This window comes from Curtobacterium sp. MCPF17_047, from assembly GCF_003234045.1.
Taxonomy (GTDB): domain Bacteria; phylum Actinomycetota; class Actinomycetes; order Actinomycetales; family Microbacteriaceae; genus Curtobacterium.
In genome coordinates, this window is record NZ_QKSF01000009.1 from 19,200 (window position 1) to 37,262 (window position 18,063).

Sequence of the window (18,063 nt, forward strand, 5' to 3'; positions counted from 1 at the left end):
GTCCCCGACGACGGTGTTGGAGCAGATGACGATGAGAACGACCAGACGTGGACGCGCGTTCGCGGCCATCACGACGGCGGCAGCGGTGGTGGCGGCGATCGCGTCGCCCGCCCTCACCGCGACGGCGGCGGCGCAGCCGCCACAGCCCCTCGTCGTCGGTGCGGAACGACTTCCCGCCGGAGCCGGAGCCGCCGGCACGACGGACCTGACCGCGCAGGGTGGGCTCGACTGGGTGCACGCCGACGGGGGTGCGACCGAGACGAAGCGGGACCGCACCGACGCGATGACGCTGACGAGCCTCCGCCCAGAGACACCGACCGTCGCGCTCTCCGACAGCCCGGTCGCCTTCGCGTGGTCCGACGGAGCGCGGCAGGAGACCGCGACGGGGGTGACCACCGGAGCCGTGTACCGCTACGACCTGACCACCGTCGGCGACGCCACGGAGCACGACGCGGGCTTCCGCCTCACCGTGCCGAGCGGGCAGGGTACCCGCCAGCTGACCCTGGTCGGCGGGATCTGGCAGGCCAGCGCCGACCTGACCGTCGCGACCACCGACGGCGCCACCGTCCAGACCAGCCGGCTGTCGGCCGGCGGGTCCGCCGCGGTCCAGCGCACCACCGTGACCATGCGGCCGGGGGAGGGCGCGGTCGTCACCGCGACCCTGCGGGCGATCGCCGGGCGGGACGGCAACGTCTCGTTCATGGGCGCGGCCCTGCGTTCACTGGACGACGGGCCGCAGCTGACCGCCGGACCGACACCGCAACGGCTCGACCTCACGGCTGCCGGCACCAGCGACTGGCTGCACCTCGACGGAGCCACCGTGGACCGGTCTCGGGACGGCGACGGCTCCCTGGGCGTGGTGGACCGTGACCCGGCGGGCACGATCAAGCAGCAGGGCGACAACCCGACGACGTACAGCTGGACGAACGGCGTCCCGACGGCGACGCAGGACGGTACCCGGACCGGTGGCGTCTTCCTCGCTCCGGGCGACGACGCCACGAAGCCGTCCGGCTGGGACCTCACGGTGCGGGCTGACCGGGCACCGCGGACCCTGCAGTTCGTCGCCGGAGTCTGGCAGGCCAGCGCCAGGCTGAGCGTCACCCTCGACGACACGGCCGAGCCCGTCCTCACCGACACCGGACTGACGGCGGGCGGCTCCGCGGTGAGCCACCTGTACACGCTGACGATCCCGGCGGGGGCCGCGGCACGCGTCAGCGCGCAGCTCACCGCGACGACGGAGTCCGGCGGGAACGGGAACGTCACCCTGGCCGGGGTCGCCCTCGCGCCGCAGGACCACCGGGCGGAACTGACCGGACTGGTGCAGCAGGCGCGCGCGGTCGACCTGGCCACCGCCGACGAGCCGAGCGTCGCGCAGCTCGAGGCGGAGACCGCGACGGCCTCGGCGCTGCTCGACGACGCCGGCTCGAGCGACGCCGACGTCCAGAGTGCGACGCACCTGCTCCGAGCGGCGTTGGCCGCCGTCACCGCGAGTGCGAGTGGTGCCCGGTACACCTGGCAGAGCCACCCCGGGCTCACGAGCTCGTTCGGGTGGGAGGGGGACGTGGACGCCCCGATCGCGTTCATCGACGGCAGCTACCGCCTCCGTGACCACGGCGACACGATGATCACCTTCGGCGTGCCGGACATCCCGGGCAAGATCAGCTGGGAGAACGCGGAGGGCTACCTGCCGGCATTCGTCAGCCGCTACGCCAAGGCCGGGCTCGACATCTCGGTGCAGAGCTTCGCGGACGAGGTCACCGTGGGCGGCAACCGGTACGAGGTCGCGTACTCGCGGATGACCGTGACGAACACGACGGACACCGCCGCCACGCTGCCCCGGGTCTCGTCCGCGCTGGTGCCGCTCGACGGCACCAGCCGTGCCACGACCGTCGACCCGGGCGCCACCGTCGTCCGCGACTACGCCGTCGGAGCAGACCGGTTCGGCGGCACGTACGCCTGGCCCTCCGACGAGCAGATCGCCGGGCTCGGCAGCTACGACGACCACTACGCCCACATGCGGACCTACTGGAACGACCGGCTCGCCACCGTCGCCGACATCACGGCGCTGCCGGACCGGAGCCTCATCGACGCCTACAAGGCCGGCTACATCTACACGCTGATCATCCGGGACGACGTCGACGGGCAGAAGCAGCTGCACGTGGGCGAGAACGGGTACGACGAGATGTTCGACCACGACACGATCGGCATCGTCTCGAACCTGCTCAACATGGGTGACTTCGCGTACGCGAAGGACTACCTCGCGACGCTGCCCGCCGAGCTGCAGTACCAGGACGCCAAGTGGAAGTACAGCGCGCCGTACGCGATGTACCTCGAGCGGACCGGGGACGACACCTTCGTCCGCGACCACTTCGCCACGATCCGGGAGAACACCCACACGATCGCCAGCGACCGTGAGGACGACGGCACCGGGATCATCAAGATCACCAACGCCATCGACTCCGACGGGCACTGGACGGTCGACAACTGGTCGGCGCTCTACGGCCTGTCGACCTACCGCTACCTCGCGGAGCGGCTGGGCGACGACGCCGAGGCGAGCTGGGCGCAGTCCGAGTACGACAGCCTGATGGCGGCGGCGAACGCACGACTCGACGCGACCCGCAGCGAGTTCGGCATCGACTACATGCCGATGGCGATGGACGAGCTGAACGAGACCGGCCCCCGGAGCGACCCGCGGGACGCCAACTGGGCGTCGATGTTCCTGTTCGGCGGTTGGGCGTGGGACAGCTACCTCTACGACATGCCGCAGTCCGGCACGATGCTCGACAGCATCGACGAGACCTACGCCTACGGCATCGACCGACGGAAGGACGTGTCGGACTCCCCGGCGAACTTCGGCGGGTACCCGCACGGCTACTACTCCAGCGCGTACAACGCCGGGTACGGCGGGGCGGCACTGCGCGGCGAGGACCACCGCGACATCGGGATCAAGGCCTACCAGTTCATGATCGAGCACTCCCAGAGCGGCCCGTTCGGCTGGTGGGAGGGCGTGGACCAACCGAAGGCCGACTCCCCGTGGGACATCGACCACGCGTCCGGCGGCGGCGGGTCCGACCAGCACATGTGGGGCCAGGCGATGGGCACGAAGGTCCTGTTCGACTCGCTCCTCTCGCTGAAGTCCGACGGCTCGCTCATCGTCGGCCGCGGAGTCCCGGCCGACTGGGTCTCCACGGGCAAGCAGGTCGCGCTCGACCGCTTCCCGGTGCAGGACGGCGGTCGTGTCGGGTACGCCATGACCGCCGACGACGACTCCGTGCACCTGACGTTCTCGGGCGACCTGGACCGTGTCCCGAGCATCAGCGTGCAACTCCTCGCCCTCGAGGGGAACATCGCCAGCGTCGACGCCCCGGGCGCGACCGTCGACCGGGCAGCCGGCACGGTCACGCTGCCGAAGGGCACGGAGTCCGTCACGATCGGTCTCGGAGAAGCCACCGTGACACCGGCCCCCACGGCGACCGAGCTGCCGACCGTCTCCGGTCAGCCGACCGTGGGCAGCACCCTCACCGCGCACCCCGGTACGTGGTCGACCGACGGGCTGACGTTCCGGTACCAGTGGCTCCGTGACGGCGAGCCGGTCGCCGCGGCGCGGGCGCGGGCGGCGTCGTCGGCGACCTACCTGGTCGCCGCGGCCGACGCCGGACACCGGATCGCGGTCCGGGTCACCGCGTCGCGTGCCGGCTCCGAGGACGGCACCGCGACCTCTCGGTCGGTCACGATCACCCGAGCGGCGGACGGCGCCGGTGCCGGTGGTGGCGCCGGCGGCGGCGCCGGCGGCGGTACCGACCCGGGCGCGGGCAACGGGACCGGCCTGGGTGCCGGCACGGGTGGCGGCACGGTCCCCGACGGGAGGCCCGGATCACTGGCCTTCACGGGGAGCGACCTCCTGGTGCCCCTGTCGGTGCTCGCAGCCGTCCTGCTGGCCGCCGGTCTGACGGCGACCGTGGTCCGACGGCGCCGGATGAGCAGTGAGGGCGCCACCCCGGGCAGCGGGGACGAGTGACGACCGGCCGCCGGACCGACGGTCCGGCGGCCGGTGCCGCTCCGGCACGCGGTCCAGCCCACCGGGGACCGGCAGGCGGCCCGCACTATCGTGGGACGGTGCCGGACCGGACGAGGGTGACGATGGCCGACGTGGCACGTGCTGCGGGCGTGTCCGTGATGACGGTCTCCTACGCCTACAGCGCCCCGCACCGGGTCTCCCCGGGCACCCGGGCCCGCGTCGAGACCTCCGCGGCGGCCCTCGGGTACGCCGGACCGAACCCGGCCGCCCGCTCCCTGCGCCAGGGTCGGAGCAACAGCATCGCCGTCGTCGTCGGTGAGGGGCTGACCTACGCCTTCGACGACCCGGAGTCGAGCCGGTTCCTGGCCGGCGTCGCGTCGGTGTGCGTCGAGTTCCAGCAGAGCCTGACCCTGGTGCCGGTGAACGGTGACGCCCGGGACGCCGATCGGATCCGTGAGTCCGCCGCCGACGCCTTCGTCCTCTGGACCGGCGTGTCGGACGGACCCCTGCTCGACGCCGTCGTCGCCTCCGGGCGGCGGGTCGCGATCCAGGGCGCCGAGCCGGACTCGCTCCGAGCGCGGCCCGATGCCGACCAGGTCGCGGGTCGGGTGCACGTCGTCACGATCGACGACCGGTCCGCGGCGGCAGCGGTCGCCACCGCCACCTTCGCCGGCGCCGCACGTCCGGCCGTCGTCAGCTTCGCCCTCGAGGACGAGCAGGAGGCCACGGTGGTCCACGGTCCCGCCCTCGACGACGTCCGGTTCCCCGGGGCCCGTCAGCGGCTCCGGGGCTACCGGGACGCGGTCGAGGCCGCGGGACACCGCTGGGCCGACGTCCCCGTCGCGGTCGTCGGACGGAACCACCGCCAGGACGCCCGACCCGTGATCGAGGAACTGCTCGGCGGTGCCGACGCCCAGGAGTCCGCGCCGGACGCCGTCGTCGCGATGAGCGACCAACTCGCCCTCGCGGTGCTCGACGTCCTCACCGAGACCGACCGGAGCACACCGGGGGACGTCGCGGTGAGCGGCTGGGACGACTCCCCGGAGGCTGCGCAGCACGGGCTGACGAGCGTGCACCAGGCGCTCGAGGAGCAGGGCACCCAGTGCGCCCTGCTCGCGCTCGGACAGGTGACCGAGGCACCCACTGCTCCCTGGTCGCTGGCCCTGCGGACCACCACCCGGCCGGAGCGACCGTGAGGCGTGCCGTCGCGATCGCCGTCGTCACGGGGCTCGCGCTCGGTCTGCCGTTCGGCGTCGCCGGGTGCCAGCCGACGGCCACGGTGCCGTCGGGTGTCGCGGACCGGACGCCGAGCGCGAGTGCCTCGCCGGCGCCGGCAGCCACCACGAGTGCCGCGACCAGGCGGGCGTTCGACGGGCTGGAGGGCGCGCACGACGCCCGCCTCGGTGTCGTCGCGATCGACACCGGCAGCGGGGCCACGGTCACGCACCGGGCCGGGGAGCGCTTCGCGTTCGCGTCGGCGGCGAAGGTGTTCATCGCCGCGACCGTGCTCGAAGACGCGTCGCCCGCCGACCTCGACGCCGTCGTGCCGATCGAGCAGCGCGACCTGCTGTCGTACGCCCCGGTGACCTCGCAGCACGTCGGCTCGGGCATGACCGTCCGCGCGCTCCTCCACGCGATGCTCCGCTCCAGTGACAACGCGGCGGCGAACCTGCTCGTCGCGCGGGTCGGCGGCCCGTCGGTCGTGCAGCAGTGGCTCCGCGGGATCGGTGACCAGGTGACACAGGTCGTCCGGATCGAGCCGGAGCTCAACGAGGCCACCCCGGGCGACGACCGTGACACGACCACGCCGGCCCAGTTCGCCGCGGACCTGCGGACGGTCCTGCTCCGCGACGCCCTGCAGCCGGACGACCGGGAGCTGCTCGTCGACACGATGGTCGGCACCACCACCGGCGACGCGACGATCCGCGCCGGGGTGCCGACGGGTTGGACCGTCGCGGACAAGACCGGCACCGGCTCCCACGGGGTGCGGAACGACGTCGGGATCGTCACACCACCCGGCGGGGCCCCGATCGTCCTCGTCGTGATGACCAGCCGGTCGACGGCGGACGCCGAGCCGGACGACGCACTCGTCGCCGCGGCCACCCGGACGGCCGTCGCGGCGCTGCACGGCTGACGCCGACGCGCGGACGACGGACGGGAGGCTCCCCACCAGCTGGTGGGGAGCCTCCCGTCCGACGTCCGGTTGCGTCAGGAGACCGGCTTGCTGTCGTCGATCCAGCCCGCGAGCTTCGTCATGTAGTCGGCCTGCGAGGCGTAGTCGAGGGCGGGGAACGTCCAGCTGTGGACCTGGCCGGCCTCGAGGGCCGCGTTGTCCGCGAACGTCGGCTGCTTCTCGAGGTCGGCGACCTGGTAGCCCTGCTGCGACAGCAGGATCATGTCGCCCGAGATCTGGCCCGCGTTCTCCCAGCTGTAGATGCCCCAGTACCAGCCCTTCGGCTTCGGGACGACGAAGTCGACGCCGAAGTCGGTGTACATCTGCAGCGTCGGCTCGTCGGACGGGCGGGTGACGTAGGCGCCGTCGCCGTCCGCGTACATCGAGACGATGGAGAGGTCGTTCTCCTGCACTGCCTTCTGCAGGGCGCCCTTGGCGGTGTCGAAGTCCTGCTCGGCGGCCTCGACCGTGTCTTCCTCCGCCCCGAGCGACTCGGCCAGGTCGGCGATGTGCTCGATGACGTCCTCGCCCTCGCCGCCCCACTTGACCTGGGCGATCGGTGCGATGGACGCGACCTGCTCCTCCTGCTCCTTGTCCTTGAAGCCGTAGGCCGGCTGCGTGGTGTCGAGCGTGCCCTTGGTGTCCGTCGGGTAGACCGAGGTGACGACGAGGTCGGGCTTCAGGGCCGCGAGCTTCTCGAGGTCGATGTCGCCGTAGCCGGTGCCGAGCTGGGTGATGCCCTTCGTGGCCAGGCCCTCGAAGCGCTGGTCCTTCGCCATGGTCAGCTGGCCGAAGGTGCCGACCGGGCGCAGTCCGTACTCGATGAACGAGATCACGATGTCGTTGAGGACCACGACGCGCTTCGGGGTGTGGTCGACCTTGACGGTCGCTCCGGTGGCGTCCTCGTACGACCAGGCGCGGGAGGACGCGCTCGTGGCGTCGCCGGCGTCGTCGGATCCACCGGTGCTCGAGCAGCCGGTGAGGATGAGGGCCGTCGCGGTGACGGCGGTCAGGAGGGCGGCACGGACCGTGCCGCGGCGGAGAGTGTTCACATTAGGTGAGCCTAACCTAACCTGAGTGGATGTACCAGTTCCGGCACGGTTCCCGGCCGGGAGGCGCGTCACGCGTCGTGTTCGTCGGCCTCCGGGACCACCATGGGCGCCCCCGTCACCGGGTCCGGGACCACGCGGGCGAGGAGGCCGAACGCCCGCTCGAGGACGGCCGGGGTGAGGACCTCGGCGGGTGTGCCGTCGGCCACGACACCGCCGTCGTGGAGGACGACGAGCCGGTCGGAGTAGCGCGCGGCCAACGTCAGGTCGTGCAGGACCATCACGACCGTGGAGCCCTGCTCCCGGTTGATCCGTCGGACGAGCCGGAGGACGTCGAGCTGGTGCGCGAGGTCCAGGTAGGTCGTCGGTTCGTCGAGCAGGAGCGTGTCCGCCCGCTGCGCCAGCACCAGGGCGATCCAGGCCCGCTGGCGCTGTCCGCCGGACAGACTCGCGACGTCGCGGTGGGCGACCTCGGTCAGGCCGGTGGCCGCGATGGCGTCCTCGGCCACGGCAGCGTCCTCCACCGTCCACGGGCGGGCCCAGGACTGGTGCGGGTTCCGGCCGCGCATCACCAGGTCGAGCACGCTCGTGCCGGCCGGAGCGAGGGGCGACTGCGGCAGGATCGCGAGCTTCCGCGCGACGGCCCGGTTCGGTTCCTTCCGGATCGGCGAGCCGTCCAGGAGCACCTCGCCGGCCTGCGGCTTGAGCACGCGGCCGAGCGCCTTGAGGAGTGTCGACTTGCCGCACCCGTTCGCACCGAGGAACGTGGTCACGGTGCCGCGCTCGATCGTCAGGTCGAGGTCCCGGATGACCGCGGTCCGGTCGTAGCCCACGGACAGGCCACGGGCCTCCAGGACGGGGGCGGCGTGCTCGCGAGCGGCGGCCGGCGTCGCGGGCGCGACCGAGGGGGTCGTCGTGGTCATCGGGACATCTCCTTGCGGTGACGGATGAGGAGCCAGATCAGGTACGGGGCGCCGATCACGGTCGTGACGATGCCCACCGGTACCTGCCAGGGGAAGGCCGAGCGGGCGAGCAGGTCCGCGCCGAGGACCAGGACCGCGCCGAGCGCTGCCGACAGCAGCAGCGGCGGCCGGTTCGTCCCCGCGACCCGCAGCGCGATCTGCGGGACCACGAAGGCGACGAAGCCGACCGGACCGGCGGCCGCGACCGCAGCGGCGGTGAGCACGACTGCCAGCCCGATCACGAGCAACCGGTGGCGCTGGACGCCCAGGCCGACGCCGGTGGCGACCTCGTCGCCGAGCTGCCCGATGCCGAGTGCGGCCGAGGTCGCCAGGGCGATCGGCACCCCGACCGCGGCGATCACCAGCAGCGGCCACACCGTCGTCCACGAGGTGCTCGACAGACTGCCGACCAACCACTGTGACGCGGCCGTGGCCTGGGTGATCTTCGCGCGGACGAGCAGGTAGCTCGTCACGGCGTCGAGCGTCGCACTGACCCCGATGCCGACCAGGATCAGCCGGTGGCTCTGCACGCCGCCGCGCCAGCCGAGACCGTAGACGATCGTCGCCGCGACCAGGGCACCGATCGTCGCGGCGACCGGGATGCCGCCACCGAGGACCAGCGCGCTGACCGAGGAACTGCCGCCGCCGAGGACGACCGCCGCCACCGCGCCGACGCTCGCGCCGGAGGTCACGCCGATGATGTCCGGCGTCCCGAGCGGGTTGCGGGTGAAGGTCTGCGTCAGGGCTCCGGCGACCGCGAGCGTCAGGCCGACGAGTGCACCGGTCAGGACGCGGGGGAGGCGCAGGGTCGTCACGATGAACTGGTCCGGCCCGGACTCCAGGCCGAGCAGGGCGCGGACGACGGTGCCCGGGGTGATGAACGTCGAGCCGATCGCGACACCGAGGACGACGAGCAGCAGTGCGGCGACGACCGCGATGACGGAGGTGGTGAGGACGCGGGGGCGCCAGGCGAGGCCGACCGGGCCGATCCGGATGCCGCGACGGGGGGCGGTGGCGGTCGGCGCGGGACCTGGCGTCGGCGCCGACGGGTTCGTGGGCGTGCCGGTGTCGACCCGCGTGGTGGCGCTCACAGTGAGACCAGCGATCGTCGGCGGGCGACGGCGACGAACACCGGACCGCCGATGACGGCCAGGACGATGCCGACCTCGACCTCGGCGAACCCGCCGATCAGCCGCCCGACGACGTCCGCGGCCAGGACGAGCACGGCCCCGAGCAGCGCCGACGCCGGCAGGGTCCACCGGTGACCGGTCCCGACCACGGCTCGGGCGACGTGCGGCACGGTCAGCCCGACGAATGCGATCGGACCGGCCGCGGCGGTGGCGCCGGCGGCCAGCAGGGTGATGCCGCCGAGGCCGACGAGCCGCGCGGTGAGCAGGTCCTCGCCGAGGCCCTTCGCCAGCTCCGACCCGAGGCCGAGTGCGTCGAGGGCGCGGGTGTTCCAGATCGCGAGCACCAGGCCGACGGCCATGAACGGCCATGCCGCAGCGAGCACGTCGAGCTGCCGACCGGACAGGGACCCGACGACCCACAGGCGGTAGGCGTCGAGGGAGTCCTGGTCGGTGAGCACGATGAAGGACGTCAGCGCGCCGAGCAGGGCGGACACGGCGGCCCCCGCCAGGGCGAGCGGCACCGGGCTGGCGGTCCCACTGCCGGCGACGGTCACCGAGAAGACCACGACGCTCGCGACGACCGCGCCGACGAGGGCGAACCAGACCGAGGCGCTGGTGCTCGTCACGCCGAACACGAACACGCCGAGGACGACCGCCAGGCCGGCGCCCGCGGAGACGCCGAACAGACCGGGGTCGGCGAGGGGGTTCCGGGTGTGCCCCTGCATGAGCAGGCCCGCGATCCCGAGCGCGGCACCGACGCTCGCGCCGATCAGGGTGCGCGGGACACGGGAACCCCAGACGATGGCCTCGTCGGTTCCCGATCCGGTCCGGGTCAGGCCGGCGAACACCCGGTCGGCACCGATGTGGTTGCTGCCGAGGAGCATGCTCGCGACCGCCGCGGCGAGGACCAGTACGGCCAGCCCGAGCAGCACCGCCACACGACGTCGGGCCGTCCGTCGGTGCACCCCGGAGGCGCCGATCACCGCTCCGGGCAGGGCGGCGGGCGCGGTCGGGACAGCGAGGGGAGGGGGTGGCACGGAAGCCATATTAGGTTAGCCTTCCCTCATGGCGAAGATCCCGAGGCTGATGCCCGAGAACCCGCGGCTGTTCCGGGCGAGTGTCGTCCGCACCGAACGGCACACCCCGTCGATCCACCGCGTGACCATCGCGAGCGACGAGATCCGCGCCTTCCCGTTCCTGGGCTTCGACCACTGGTTCCGCCTGTTCCTGCAACGCCCCGAGCAGGACACCTTCGTGATGCCCGAGATCGACGGCGCCAAGTGGTGGCCGCAGTACCTGCGCATCCCCGAGGCCTCGCGCCCGCACTGCGCGAACTACACCGTCGCCGGGCACCGGCCCGAACTCGGCGAGATGGACATCGACTTCGTGGTGCACACCGGCGCCGACGGTCAGCTCGAGGGCCGCGCCGCGATCTGGGCCTGCGCCGCCCGCCCGGGCGACGAACTCGCGCTCCTCGACCAGGGCTGCATCTTCGATTGCCCGGACGACGCCAGCGAGGTCGTCATCGCCGCCGAGGAGACCGGCCTGCCCGCCGTCGTCGGCATCGCCCGGTCCCTGCCGCGAGACACCGTCGGCCGCATCATACAGGAGGTCCCCTCGGCGCTCGACATCCGCGACCTGGACGCGCCCGTCGGGGTCACCGTCACCTGGCTCGTCCGCGGTGACGCCTCCGCGGTGCCCGGACGTGCGGCGCTCGCCGAACTGCAGCGGCACGTGCCCTGTGACGACCTCGGCTACGCGTTCGTCGTGGGGGAGTCCCGGCTCGCCACCGAGGGCCGCCGCCACCTGCACCGCGCGGGGTTGCCCAAGTCGCGCATCACCTTCTCGGGGTTCTGGAAGCACGAGGCACGCCAGCCCGCGATGGCCTGACCATCCGGCGTCCGCCTGTGGCACGCTGGCCGCATGGGGGAACGACTGCGGACTGACCAGCGCCGGCGGCGCACCGGGCGAGCGAGCATGGTGGGGGTGGTCCTGGCGGCCGTGCTGCTGGTGACCGGCTGCTCGATGCTGCCCGGCAGTGGCAGTGGCAGTGGTAGCGACTCGGGCGGCGCTGACACCGAGTCGACCGGTGCGGCCTCCGCGCGCCCGACGACGAACCCGCGTGCGACGCCCACGCCGACCCCCACCCCGACGCCGACGACCCCGCCGGTCGCCGAACTCACCGGTGTCACCCTCGACGCGGGCGACGTCAATGAGGGTGCGCCAGCGACGGTCTCCGGCACCGGAGCGTCCGACATCGCCTTCCGGGTCCGCGGGGACTTCGCCGTCGTCGTCGACCTGGACTGTTCCCGGTGCACGGGGACCGCGACCGTCACCGCTCCGGGGCGGATGTCGCCGTTCGGCTCTGCCACGGCACCGCTCACGGCGTCCTTCCTGACCGGCGTGCTCAAGGCCGATCCGCGGCAGCAGATGCTCATCATCGAGGCCGACGGCCCGTGGTCGCTCACCCTGCGCAGCTGGAACGACCTGGCGACGGTGTCCGGCCCACAGTCCGGAACCGGTCCCGCCGTGCTGTTCTTCTCGGACGACGTCGGACACGTGCAGGTCGACTACACGCCGGCCGACGCGGACGACCGCTTCGGCCTCCGGGTCTTCACGACCTCGGACGCCACCCGGATCTACGGCAACACGGAGGCGTTCTCCGAGACCTTCGAGGCCGACCTGCCGGGCATCCTCGCGATCGCCACGAACGGGAAGTGGTCAGTCACCCCGACGCCCTGACGCCCTGAGGGGCCCGCGCGTATCCTCGCGCCATGAGCTGCCGACTGAGCGAACTGGTCCTCAACTGCGACGACCCCGAGGCCCTGTCCCGCTTCTGGTGTGCCGTCCTCGACTACGTCGAACTCGGCAAGGACGAGGACGGCATCGAGATCGGCCCCGCCTCCGGCTTCGGCGGCGCGACGCCGACGATCATCCTGGCCCGCGTGCCGCACGCGAAGACACAGCCCCTGCGCCTGCACCTCGACGTCAACCCGGTCGACCGCGACCAGGACGCCGAGCTGGAACGGCTGCTCGCGCTCGGTGCCCGCCCGGCGGACGTCGGGCAGACGGGCGAGGAGTCGTGGCACGTGCTGCAGGACCCGGAGGGCAACGAGTTCTGCCTCCTGCGGTCACGGCTCGAGCCGCTCGCCGGCTGACGGAACCGGTTCCGCCAGGCGTGGACCGCACCCACGACGGACGGGAGGCTCCCCACCAGCTGGTGGGGAGCCTCCCGTCCGTCACGTGGTCCGGACGCGTCGTCCGGACCGGACCTCAACCCTTGAGGCCGGAGCCGGTGACACCCTCGACGATCTGCCGCTGGAAGATCAGGTACAGGATGATCAGCGGCAGCGCCGCCAGGATCGCACCCGCCTGGATGTCCGCGTAGCGCTGACCGAAGCTGCCCTGGACCGTGGCGAGCCCGACCGGGATCGTCATGAGGTCCGGGTTCGACAGCACGAACAGCGGCAGCAGCAGGTTGTTCCACACCCCGACGAAGGTCAGGATCGTCACCGCGGCGATCACCGGACGCGACAGCGGCAGGATGACCGACCAGTAGATCTTCCAGATGCCGGCACCGTCGATGCGGGCCGCTTCTTCCAACTCCTTCGGGATGCCGTCGAAGAACTGCTTGAAGATGAACACCGCGATCACGGCGGGCACCTGCGGGAAGATCACCGACCAGTAGGTGTTGAGCAGGTTGACCGCGTTGAGCTCCTGGAAGATCGGGATGATCAGGACCTGCGTCGGGATCATGATGCCCAGGATGATGAGCAGGAACGCGATGTTCCGACCGCGGAACACGAGCCGGGACAGCGCGAAGGCCGCCATCGACGCGAAGATCACCGTGAGCACCGCGGTGACGACGCTCGTGATGCCGCTGGCCAGGTACCAGTTCCAGATGTCGCCGGACTGGAACAGTGACGCGTAGGAGTGCAGCGTCGGGTTCCAGTTCGACAGGATCGACTTCGCGCCGAGCGCGGCCACGCCGTTGTCGGACAGCGAGGTCTTCAGCGCGAACAGGCTCGGGATGAGCCAGATGATCGCGAACACCGTCAGGACGACGGCCGACGCGATCGTGAAGCCGCGGCCGCTGACGCCGATCTTCGCGGCGCTCGTGGGAGCGGCCGAGGAGACGCCGGTGCGGAGCTTGGCGCGGCCGGTGGTGATGATGCTCTCGGTGGCGGTCATGTCAGGCTCCGATCTCACGCTTGGCGGCAGCGCGCTCGACGAGCTGCCGGATGACCGCGATGGCGACGATCACGATGAACAGCAGGACCGACGCAGCCGAGGCGGCGCCGAGCCGGTTGTCGGTGAACCCGACACCGGTGATGAGCTGCAGCGAGACCTGGGTCGAGATGCCCGGACCGCCGTTCGTCATCAGGTAGACCTGGTCGAAGATCTTCAGGCTCGCGATGATCTGCAGCAGGATGACGAGCGTCGTGGTGCGACCCAGCAGCGGCAGGGTGATCGACTTGATCTGCTGCCAGTTCGATGCACCGTCGACGGCGGCGGCCTCGTACAGCTCGCGGGGGATCTCCTGCAGGCCGGCCAGGTACAGCACGAAGTTGAAGCCGAGCGTCCACCAGACCGTGGCGATGGCGACGCCGATCATCGCCGTGTTCGGGCTGGACAGCATGCCGGAACCCGGGGTCAGACCGATCGCGGACTGGATCGTCGCGAACAGGCCGGTGGCCGGCGTGAAGATGAACACCCAGATCAGCGAGATCGTCGCGGACGGCAGGATGAACGGCAGGAAGAACGCCAGGCGGAAGAACCACTGGCCCTTGTTCATCCGGTTCGTCAGCACCGCGAAGACGAACGCCAGGATCACCAGCGGCGGTGTCGTGTACAGCGTGAACTGCAGCGTGTGCCAGAGCGAGGACCAGAAGTCGGAGCGTCCGAGCATCTCGGCGTAGTTCGCGAACCCGGCGAAGCTGCCGAGGCCGGTGCGGACGGTCGAGGTGTTGAAGAAGCTCGTGACGATCATCCAGATCGTCGGGCCGAGCAGGAAGGCCACGTAGAACAGGCCGAAGGGGGCGAGGAAGAGCCACCCGCTGCGGCCCTGCCCGCGGGTGAGGCTGGTCCGGTAGGAGCGGCGCGGCCGCGGCGCGAGGGTCGCGTCCGTCGGCCGGTCGAGAACTGGTGCTGTGGTCACGTCATCGTGCCTTTCGCGCGGTGTTCACGTCGTTCGTGGTGTGCAGGTGGCCGGTGGTCGCGTGCCCGGTCACAGCGGGCTCGGGGTGTTCAGGTAGGTGGCCAGCTGGCTCTTGATCGCGCTGAGTGCCTGCGCGGGACTCGAGCTGCCCTGCTGGACGAGTGCGAGCTGTGCGCCGACCGTGCCCTCGAAGGTGGAGCCCGACCCGCCGTACCAGGCGGCGTCGTCGAAGACCGCGGTCTCGGCGGCGGCGGCGTAGTTCGACTGCGGCTTGAGGTCCTTGTACTGGGTGCTGTCGAACGTGGGCATGTAGGCCGGGACGTGCCCGCCCTCGGCCCAGGTCAGGCTCTGCTCGAGCATCTGCTTGATGAACAGCATGGCGGCCTTCTTCTGCGCCGGGGAGCGGTCCTTCTTCGGCAGGATGAACGTGTGCGAGTCGGCCTGGGTGGCGGGCTTGTCGTAGAGCGTCGGGATCGGCGCCATGCCGAACTTCAGCCCCTTGATCGACTGGGCGGTGCTGATCTCCCACTCGCCCTGCATGAAGAAGCCGGCCTTGCCGTCGAACATCAGCGACTGTGCGGTGGCGTAGTCCAGGGCCTTGTTCATCCAGCCCTGCTTCACCCACTTCTGCGTGCGGCTGGTGACCTCGTTGTAGGCGTCCTCGTTGACGGTGAGCTTCCCGCCGCCGTCGCTGATGAACGGCGTCGCGCCGTCGATCTGGTTGTACATCGTCCAGAAGAACCGCCACGGGGTCGCGGTCTCGGGGACGACGTTGGCGACGTTGAGCGCGGTGCCGCCGGTGACCTTCGACACGGCCGCCAGCGCGCTCTCGAACGCGTCCATGCCGTCGAGGCTCTTCAGCTCGCCGTTGCTGTCGAGCAGCCCCGCCTTCTGGCAGACGTCGACGTTGTAGAACAGCACGAACGGGTGCGTGTCGAGCGGGATCGCGATGTTGGCGCCGTCGGTCTTCTGCGCGGCCCAGGCCTTCTGGTTGAAGTCGCTGGCCTTCAGTCCCACGCCGGCCAGGTCCTCTGCCGTGATCGGGTCCAGCAGGTCGCCGTCCCAGAGCGGCTTCGCCCGGGTCAGGTGGGCGATCGCGACGTCCGGCGGCTTGTTCCCGACGGTCGCGAGTGTCAGCTTCGAGTAGTACGGGTTGCCCCAGGCGAACGTGGTCGCCTGCAGGGCGGACGAGCCGCCGTGCTGCTTGGCGTAGCCGTCCTCCATCGCCTGCATGCGGACACCGTCGCCACCGCCGAAGAGGTTCCAGAAGACCAGGGTCTCGGGGTTGAGGGCACTGCCGGCGAGACCGGCCGAGAGCGGGCTCGAGCACGCGGCGAGGGGGAGGACCGTGGCGGCCGCCGCTCCGGCGGCGAGCAGGCTCCTGCGGGTGAACGTTGACCCGCGGAGGGGTGGGACGGATCGGTTCGGCATGGCATCACTCCATCGGGACGGGCCGAAGCGGGACGTCATCCGGGGAGGAAGGACGTCCCGATCGCGGGGCGTCGGTGCCCCGTGAGCGCTCACGTTAGCGCCGCGCCGACCTGCGCGCCAGCCCTTCCGTCCCGTGTCGACACCCGATACCGTTTCCCGTAGGTGAGCGCTCACTTCCGTGACAACGCGGAACACCCGTGCTCGACGCACAGCCTGATCGAAGGAGATCCATGCCCCGCACACACCTCGTCCTCGACTCCGCGTTCACGGTGGGCCCCGTGCGACGCCGACTGTTCGGGGGCTTCGTCGAACACCTCGGCCGCCACGTCTACGACGGCATCCACGAACCCGCGCACGAGTCGGCCGACGAGCACGGCTTCCGCAAGGACGTCATCGAACTCGTCAAGGAGCTCGGCGTCACGACCATCCGCTACCCCGGCGGCAACTTCGTCTCCGGCTACAAGTGGGAGGACGGCGTCGGACCGGTCGAGCAGCGTCCCCGCCGACTCGACCTGGCGTGGCACTCGACCGAGACGAACGAGGTCGGCCTGCACGAGTTCCAGCAGTGGCTCGACTCGGTGGGCTCGGAGCTCATGCTCGCCGTGAACCTCGGCACCCGCGGGGCCGCCGAGGCGATCGAGCTGCTCGAGTACGCGAACATCCCGGGTGGCACCGCCCGCTCCGAGGAGCGCAAGGCCAACGGCCGCGAGGAGCCCTTCGGCATCACCATGTGGTGCCTCGGCAACGAGATGGACGGCCCGTGGCAGCTCGGCCACAAGAACGCCGAGGACTACGGCAAGCTCGCCGCGATGACCGCCAAGGCGATGCGGCAGATCCAGCCCGACCTCGAGCTCGTCGCCTGCGGGTCCTCCGGAGCGTCGATGCCGACGTTCGGCGAGTGGGAGCGCACCGTCCTCGAGCACGCGTACGAGGACGTCGACTACATCTCCGCGCACGCCTACTACGAGGAGGACCAGGACCTCACCTCGTTCCTCGCCTCCGGCGCCAACATGGACCACTTCATCAAGACGGTGACGACCGCCGCGGACCACGTCCAGGCCCACAAGGGCTCCGACAAGCGGATCGACATCTCGTTCGACGAGTGGAACGTGTGGTCGATCACGAAGTGGGAGGCGATGGCGAAGACGTTCACGCTCGAGGACTGGCCGGTCGCCCCGCGCCTCCTGGAGGACGTCTACACCGTCGCCGACGCCGTCGTCCTCGGTGGGCTGCTCATCTCGCTCCTGCGGCACGCCGACCGTGTCGCGTCGGCGTCGATCGCACAGCTCGTCAACGTGATCGGCCCGATCATGACCGAGCCCGGTGGCGAGGCCTGGCGCCAGACCACGTTCTTCCCGTTCTCGGTCACCTCGCGCCTGGCCCACGGCACCTCGCTCAACGTCGTCGCCTCGGGTGACACCGTCGACGGTGGCAAGCACGGCACCGTCCCGGTCGTCGACTCGGCCGCCACGGTCGAGGACGGCCGCGCAGCGGTGTTCCTCGTCAACCGCCACCAGACCGAGAGCACGACGGTCACCATCGACCTGGCCGGGCTCGACGTCGACGGTGAGGTGCACGCGGAGGGCATCTGGGACGATGACCTGCACGCCGTGAACGACCTGTCGAACACCTCCCGCGTCGGCCTGCGGACCAACGAGTCCGTCCGCCGCGAGGGTGACACGATCACGATCGAGCTGCCGCCGGTCTCCTGGACGGCGCTCTCGATCGGGTAGACGCCTCGGCGCGCGCTGCGAGCGGCGAGCGTCGAGTGAGCAGAGGACGCCGGGTCCCTTCGGGGGCCCGGCGTCCTTCTCGTGTCCGGCGGGGCCGGGGCCGGCGCGTCTTGCGTGTCCGGCGGGACCGGCGCGGCGGGGACCGGCGCGGCGGGGACCGGCGCGGCGGGTGCGTTTCGCGCTGGGCGACACATTTCGGGTTGGTTGCCGCGCGGCCTGTCGCTGGGCGCGAAACGCGGCTGGCCGGGAGGCGCGTGTCGGGCGCGCCCCGTTCCTCCTGTCCGGCGAGCCTTGGCTGGGCGGACGCCGCTCGGCCCGCGCGAGGCGCGGTCCGTCCGTGGTCCGCGCGGCGGGTGCGTTTCGCGCTGGGCGACACCTTTCGGGCTCGTTGCCGCGTGGCCTGTCGCTG

At 71.5% G+C, this 18,063-nt stretch carries 14 protein-coding genes; 7 read left to right on the forward strand and 7 right to left on the reverse strand.

Annotation, left to right across the window (positions count from 1 at the left end):
* Window positions 1–31: 31 nt before the first annotated feature.
* The 3 genes from DEJ33_RS10485 (at window position 32) to bla (ending at window position 6,152) form a co-directional block, all read left to right on the forward strand.
* On the forward strand, window positions 32–4,018 hold the full coding sequence (locus tag DEJ33_RS10485; protein WP_181436636.1) for a sugar-binding protein: 3,987 nt from the start codon (window positions 32–34) through the stop codon (window positions 4,016–4,018).
* 122 nt (window positions 4,019–4,140) lie between these two features.
* Window positions 4,141–5,214 carry a LacI family DNA-binding transcriptional regulator gene (locus DEJ33_RS10490; protein ID WP_111079486.1) on the forward strand — a complete coding sequence of 358 codons (1,074 nt, stop codon included), beginning with the start codon at window positions 4,141–4,143 and terminating at the stop codon, window positions 5,212–5,214.
* A gap of 44 nt (window positions 5,215–5,258) precedes the next feature.
* Window positions 5,259–6,152 (forward strand): class A beta-lactamase, encoded by an 894-nt coding sequence (gene bla / locus DEJ33_RS10495; RefSeq protein ID WP_375334718.1) that lies wholly within the window; start codon window positions 5,259–5,261, stop codon window positions 6,150–6,152.
* Window positions 6,153–6,226: 74 nt separating this feature from the next.
* Here bla and DEJ33_RS10500 read toward each other — a convergent pair whose 3' ends face one another.
* From DEJ33_RS10500 to DEJ33_RS10515, 4 genes are all read right to left on the reverse strand, one after another.
* Window positions 6,227–7,243: an ABC transporter substrate-binding protein gene (locus DEJ33_RS10500; RefSeq protein ID WP_111079482.1), complete on the reverse strand. Its 1,017-nt coding sequence runs from the start codon at window positions 7,241–7,243 to the stop codon at window positions 6,227–6,229.
* Window positions 7,244–7,311: 68 nt separating this feature from the next.
* Window positions 7,312–8,163: an ABC transporter ATP-binding protein gene (locus DEJ33_RS10505; protein ID WP_111079480.1), complete on the reverse strand. Its 852-nt coding sequence runs from the start codon at window positions 8,161–8,163 to the stop codon at window positions 7,312–7,314.
* Complete coding sequence (locus DEJ33_RS10510; RefSeq protein ID WP_111079478.1) at window positions 8,160–9,293, reverse strand: iron chelate uptake ABC transporter family permease subunit; 1,134 nt, start codon at window positions 9,291–9,293, stop codon at window positions 8,160–8,162. Before DEJ33_RS10510 ends, DEJ33_RS10505 begins: the two co-directional genes overlap by 4 nt.
* On the reverse strand, window positions 9,290–10,369 hold the full coding sequence (locus tag DEJ33_RS10515; RefSeq protein WP_258378146.1) for an iron ABC transporter permease: 1,080 nt from the start codon (window positions 10,367–10,369) through the stop codon (window positions 9,290–9,292). The genes DEJ33_RS10510 and DEJ33_RS10515 overlap by 4 nt, the downstream gene beginning before the upstream one ends.
* A 28-nt stretch (window positions 10,370–10,397) precedes the next feature.
* Between DEJ33_RS10515 and DEJ33_RS10520 the strand changes: the two genes are divergently transcribed.
* The 3 genes from DEJ33_RS10520 to DEJ33_RS10530 are packed head-to-tail and all read left to right on the forward strand — an operon-like array spanning window position 10,398 to window position 12,490.
* Window positions 10,398–11,222: a siderophore-interacting protein gene (locus DEJ33_RS10520; RefSeq protein WP_111194907.1), complete on the forward strand. Its 825-nt coding sequence runs from the start codon at window positions 10,398–10,400 to the stop codon at window positions 11,220–11,222.
* A 33-nt stretch (window positions 11,223–11,255) separates the two neighbouring features.
* Window positions 11,256–12,074, forward strand: a complete 819-nt coding sequence (locus tag DEJ33_RS10525; protein WP_146242595.1) for a hypothetical protein — start codon at window positions 11,256–11,258, stop codon at window positions 12,072–12,074.
* Between the two features lie 32 nt (window positions 12,075–12,106).
* Window positions 12,107–12,490, forward strand: a complete 384-nt coding sequence (locus DEJ33_RS10530; RefSeq protein ID WP_111194909.1) for a VOC family protein — start codon at window positions 12,107–12,109, stop codon at window positions 12,488–12,490.
* Between the two features lie 115 nt (window positions 12,491–12,605).
* Here the strand turns inward: DEJ33_RS10530 and DEJ33_RS10535 are convergent, their stop codons facing one another.
* The 3 genes from DEJ33_RS10535 to DEJ33_RS10545 form a co-directional block, all read right to left on the reverse strand.
* Window positions 12,606–13,523, reverse strand: coding sequence for a carbohydrate ABC transporter permease (locus DEJ33_RS10535; protein WP_111194910.1), 918 nt, complete (start codon window positions 13,521–13,523; stop codon window positions 12,606–12,608).
* Window position 13,524: 1 nt separating this feature from the next.
* Window positions 13,525–14,490, reverse strand: a complete 966-nt coding sequence (locus DEJ33_RS10540) for a carbohydrate ABC transporter permease (RefSeq protein ID WP_110904337.1) — start codon at window positions 14,488–14,490, stop codon at window positions 13,525–13,527.
* 69 nt (window positions 14,491–14,559) lie between these two features.
* Entirely contained in the window at window positions 14,560–15,921 is a 1,362-nt protein-coding gene (locus DEJ33_RS10545; protein WP_110904338.1) for an extracellular solute-binding protein, read from the reverse strand.
* A 230-nt stretch (window positions 15,922–16,151) separates the two neighbouring features.
* Between DEJ33_RS10545 and DEJ33_RS10550 the strand changes: the two genes are divergently transcribed.
* The gene (locus DEJ33_RS10550; RefSeq protein WP_111079025.1) at window positions 16,152–17,654 is read left to right on the forward strand and encodes an alpha-N-arabinofuranosidase; all 1,503 of its coding nucleotides are present in this window, start codon (window positions 16,152–16,154) and stop codon (window positions 17,652–17,654) included.
* Window positions 17,655–18,063: the final 409 nt, after the last annotated feature.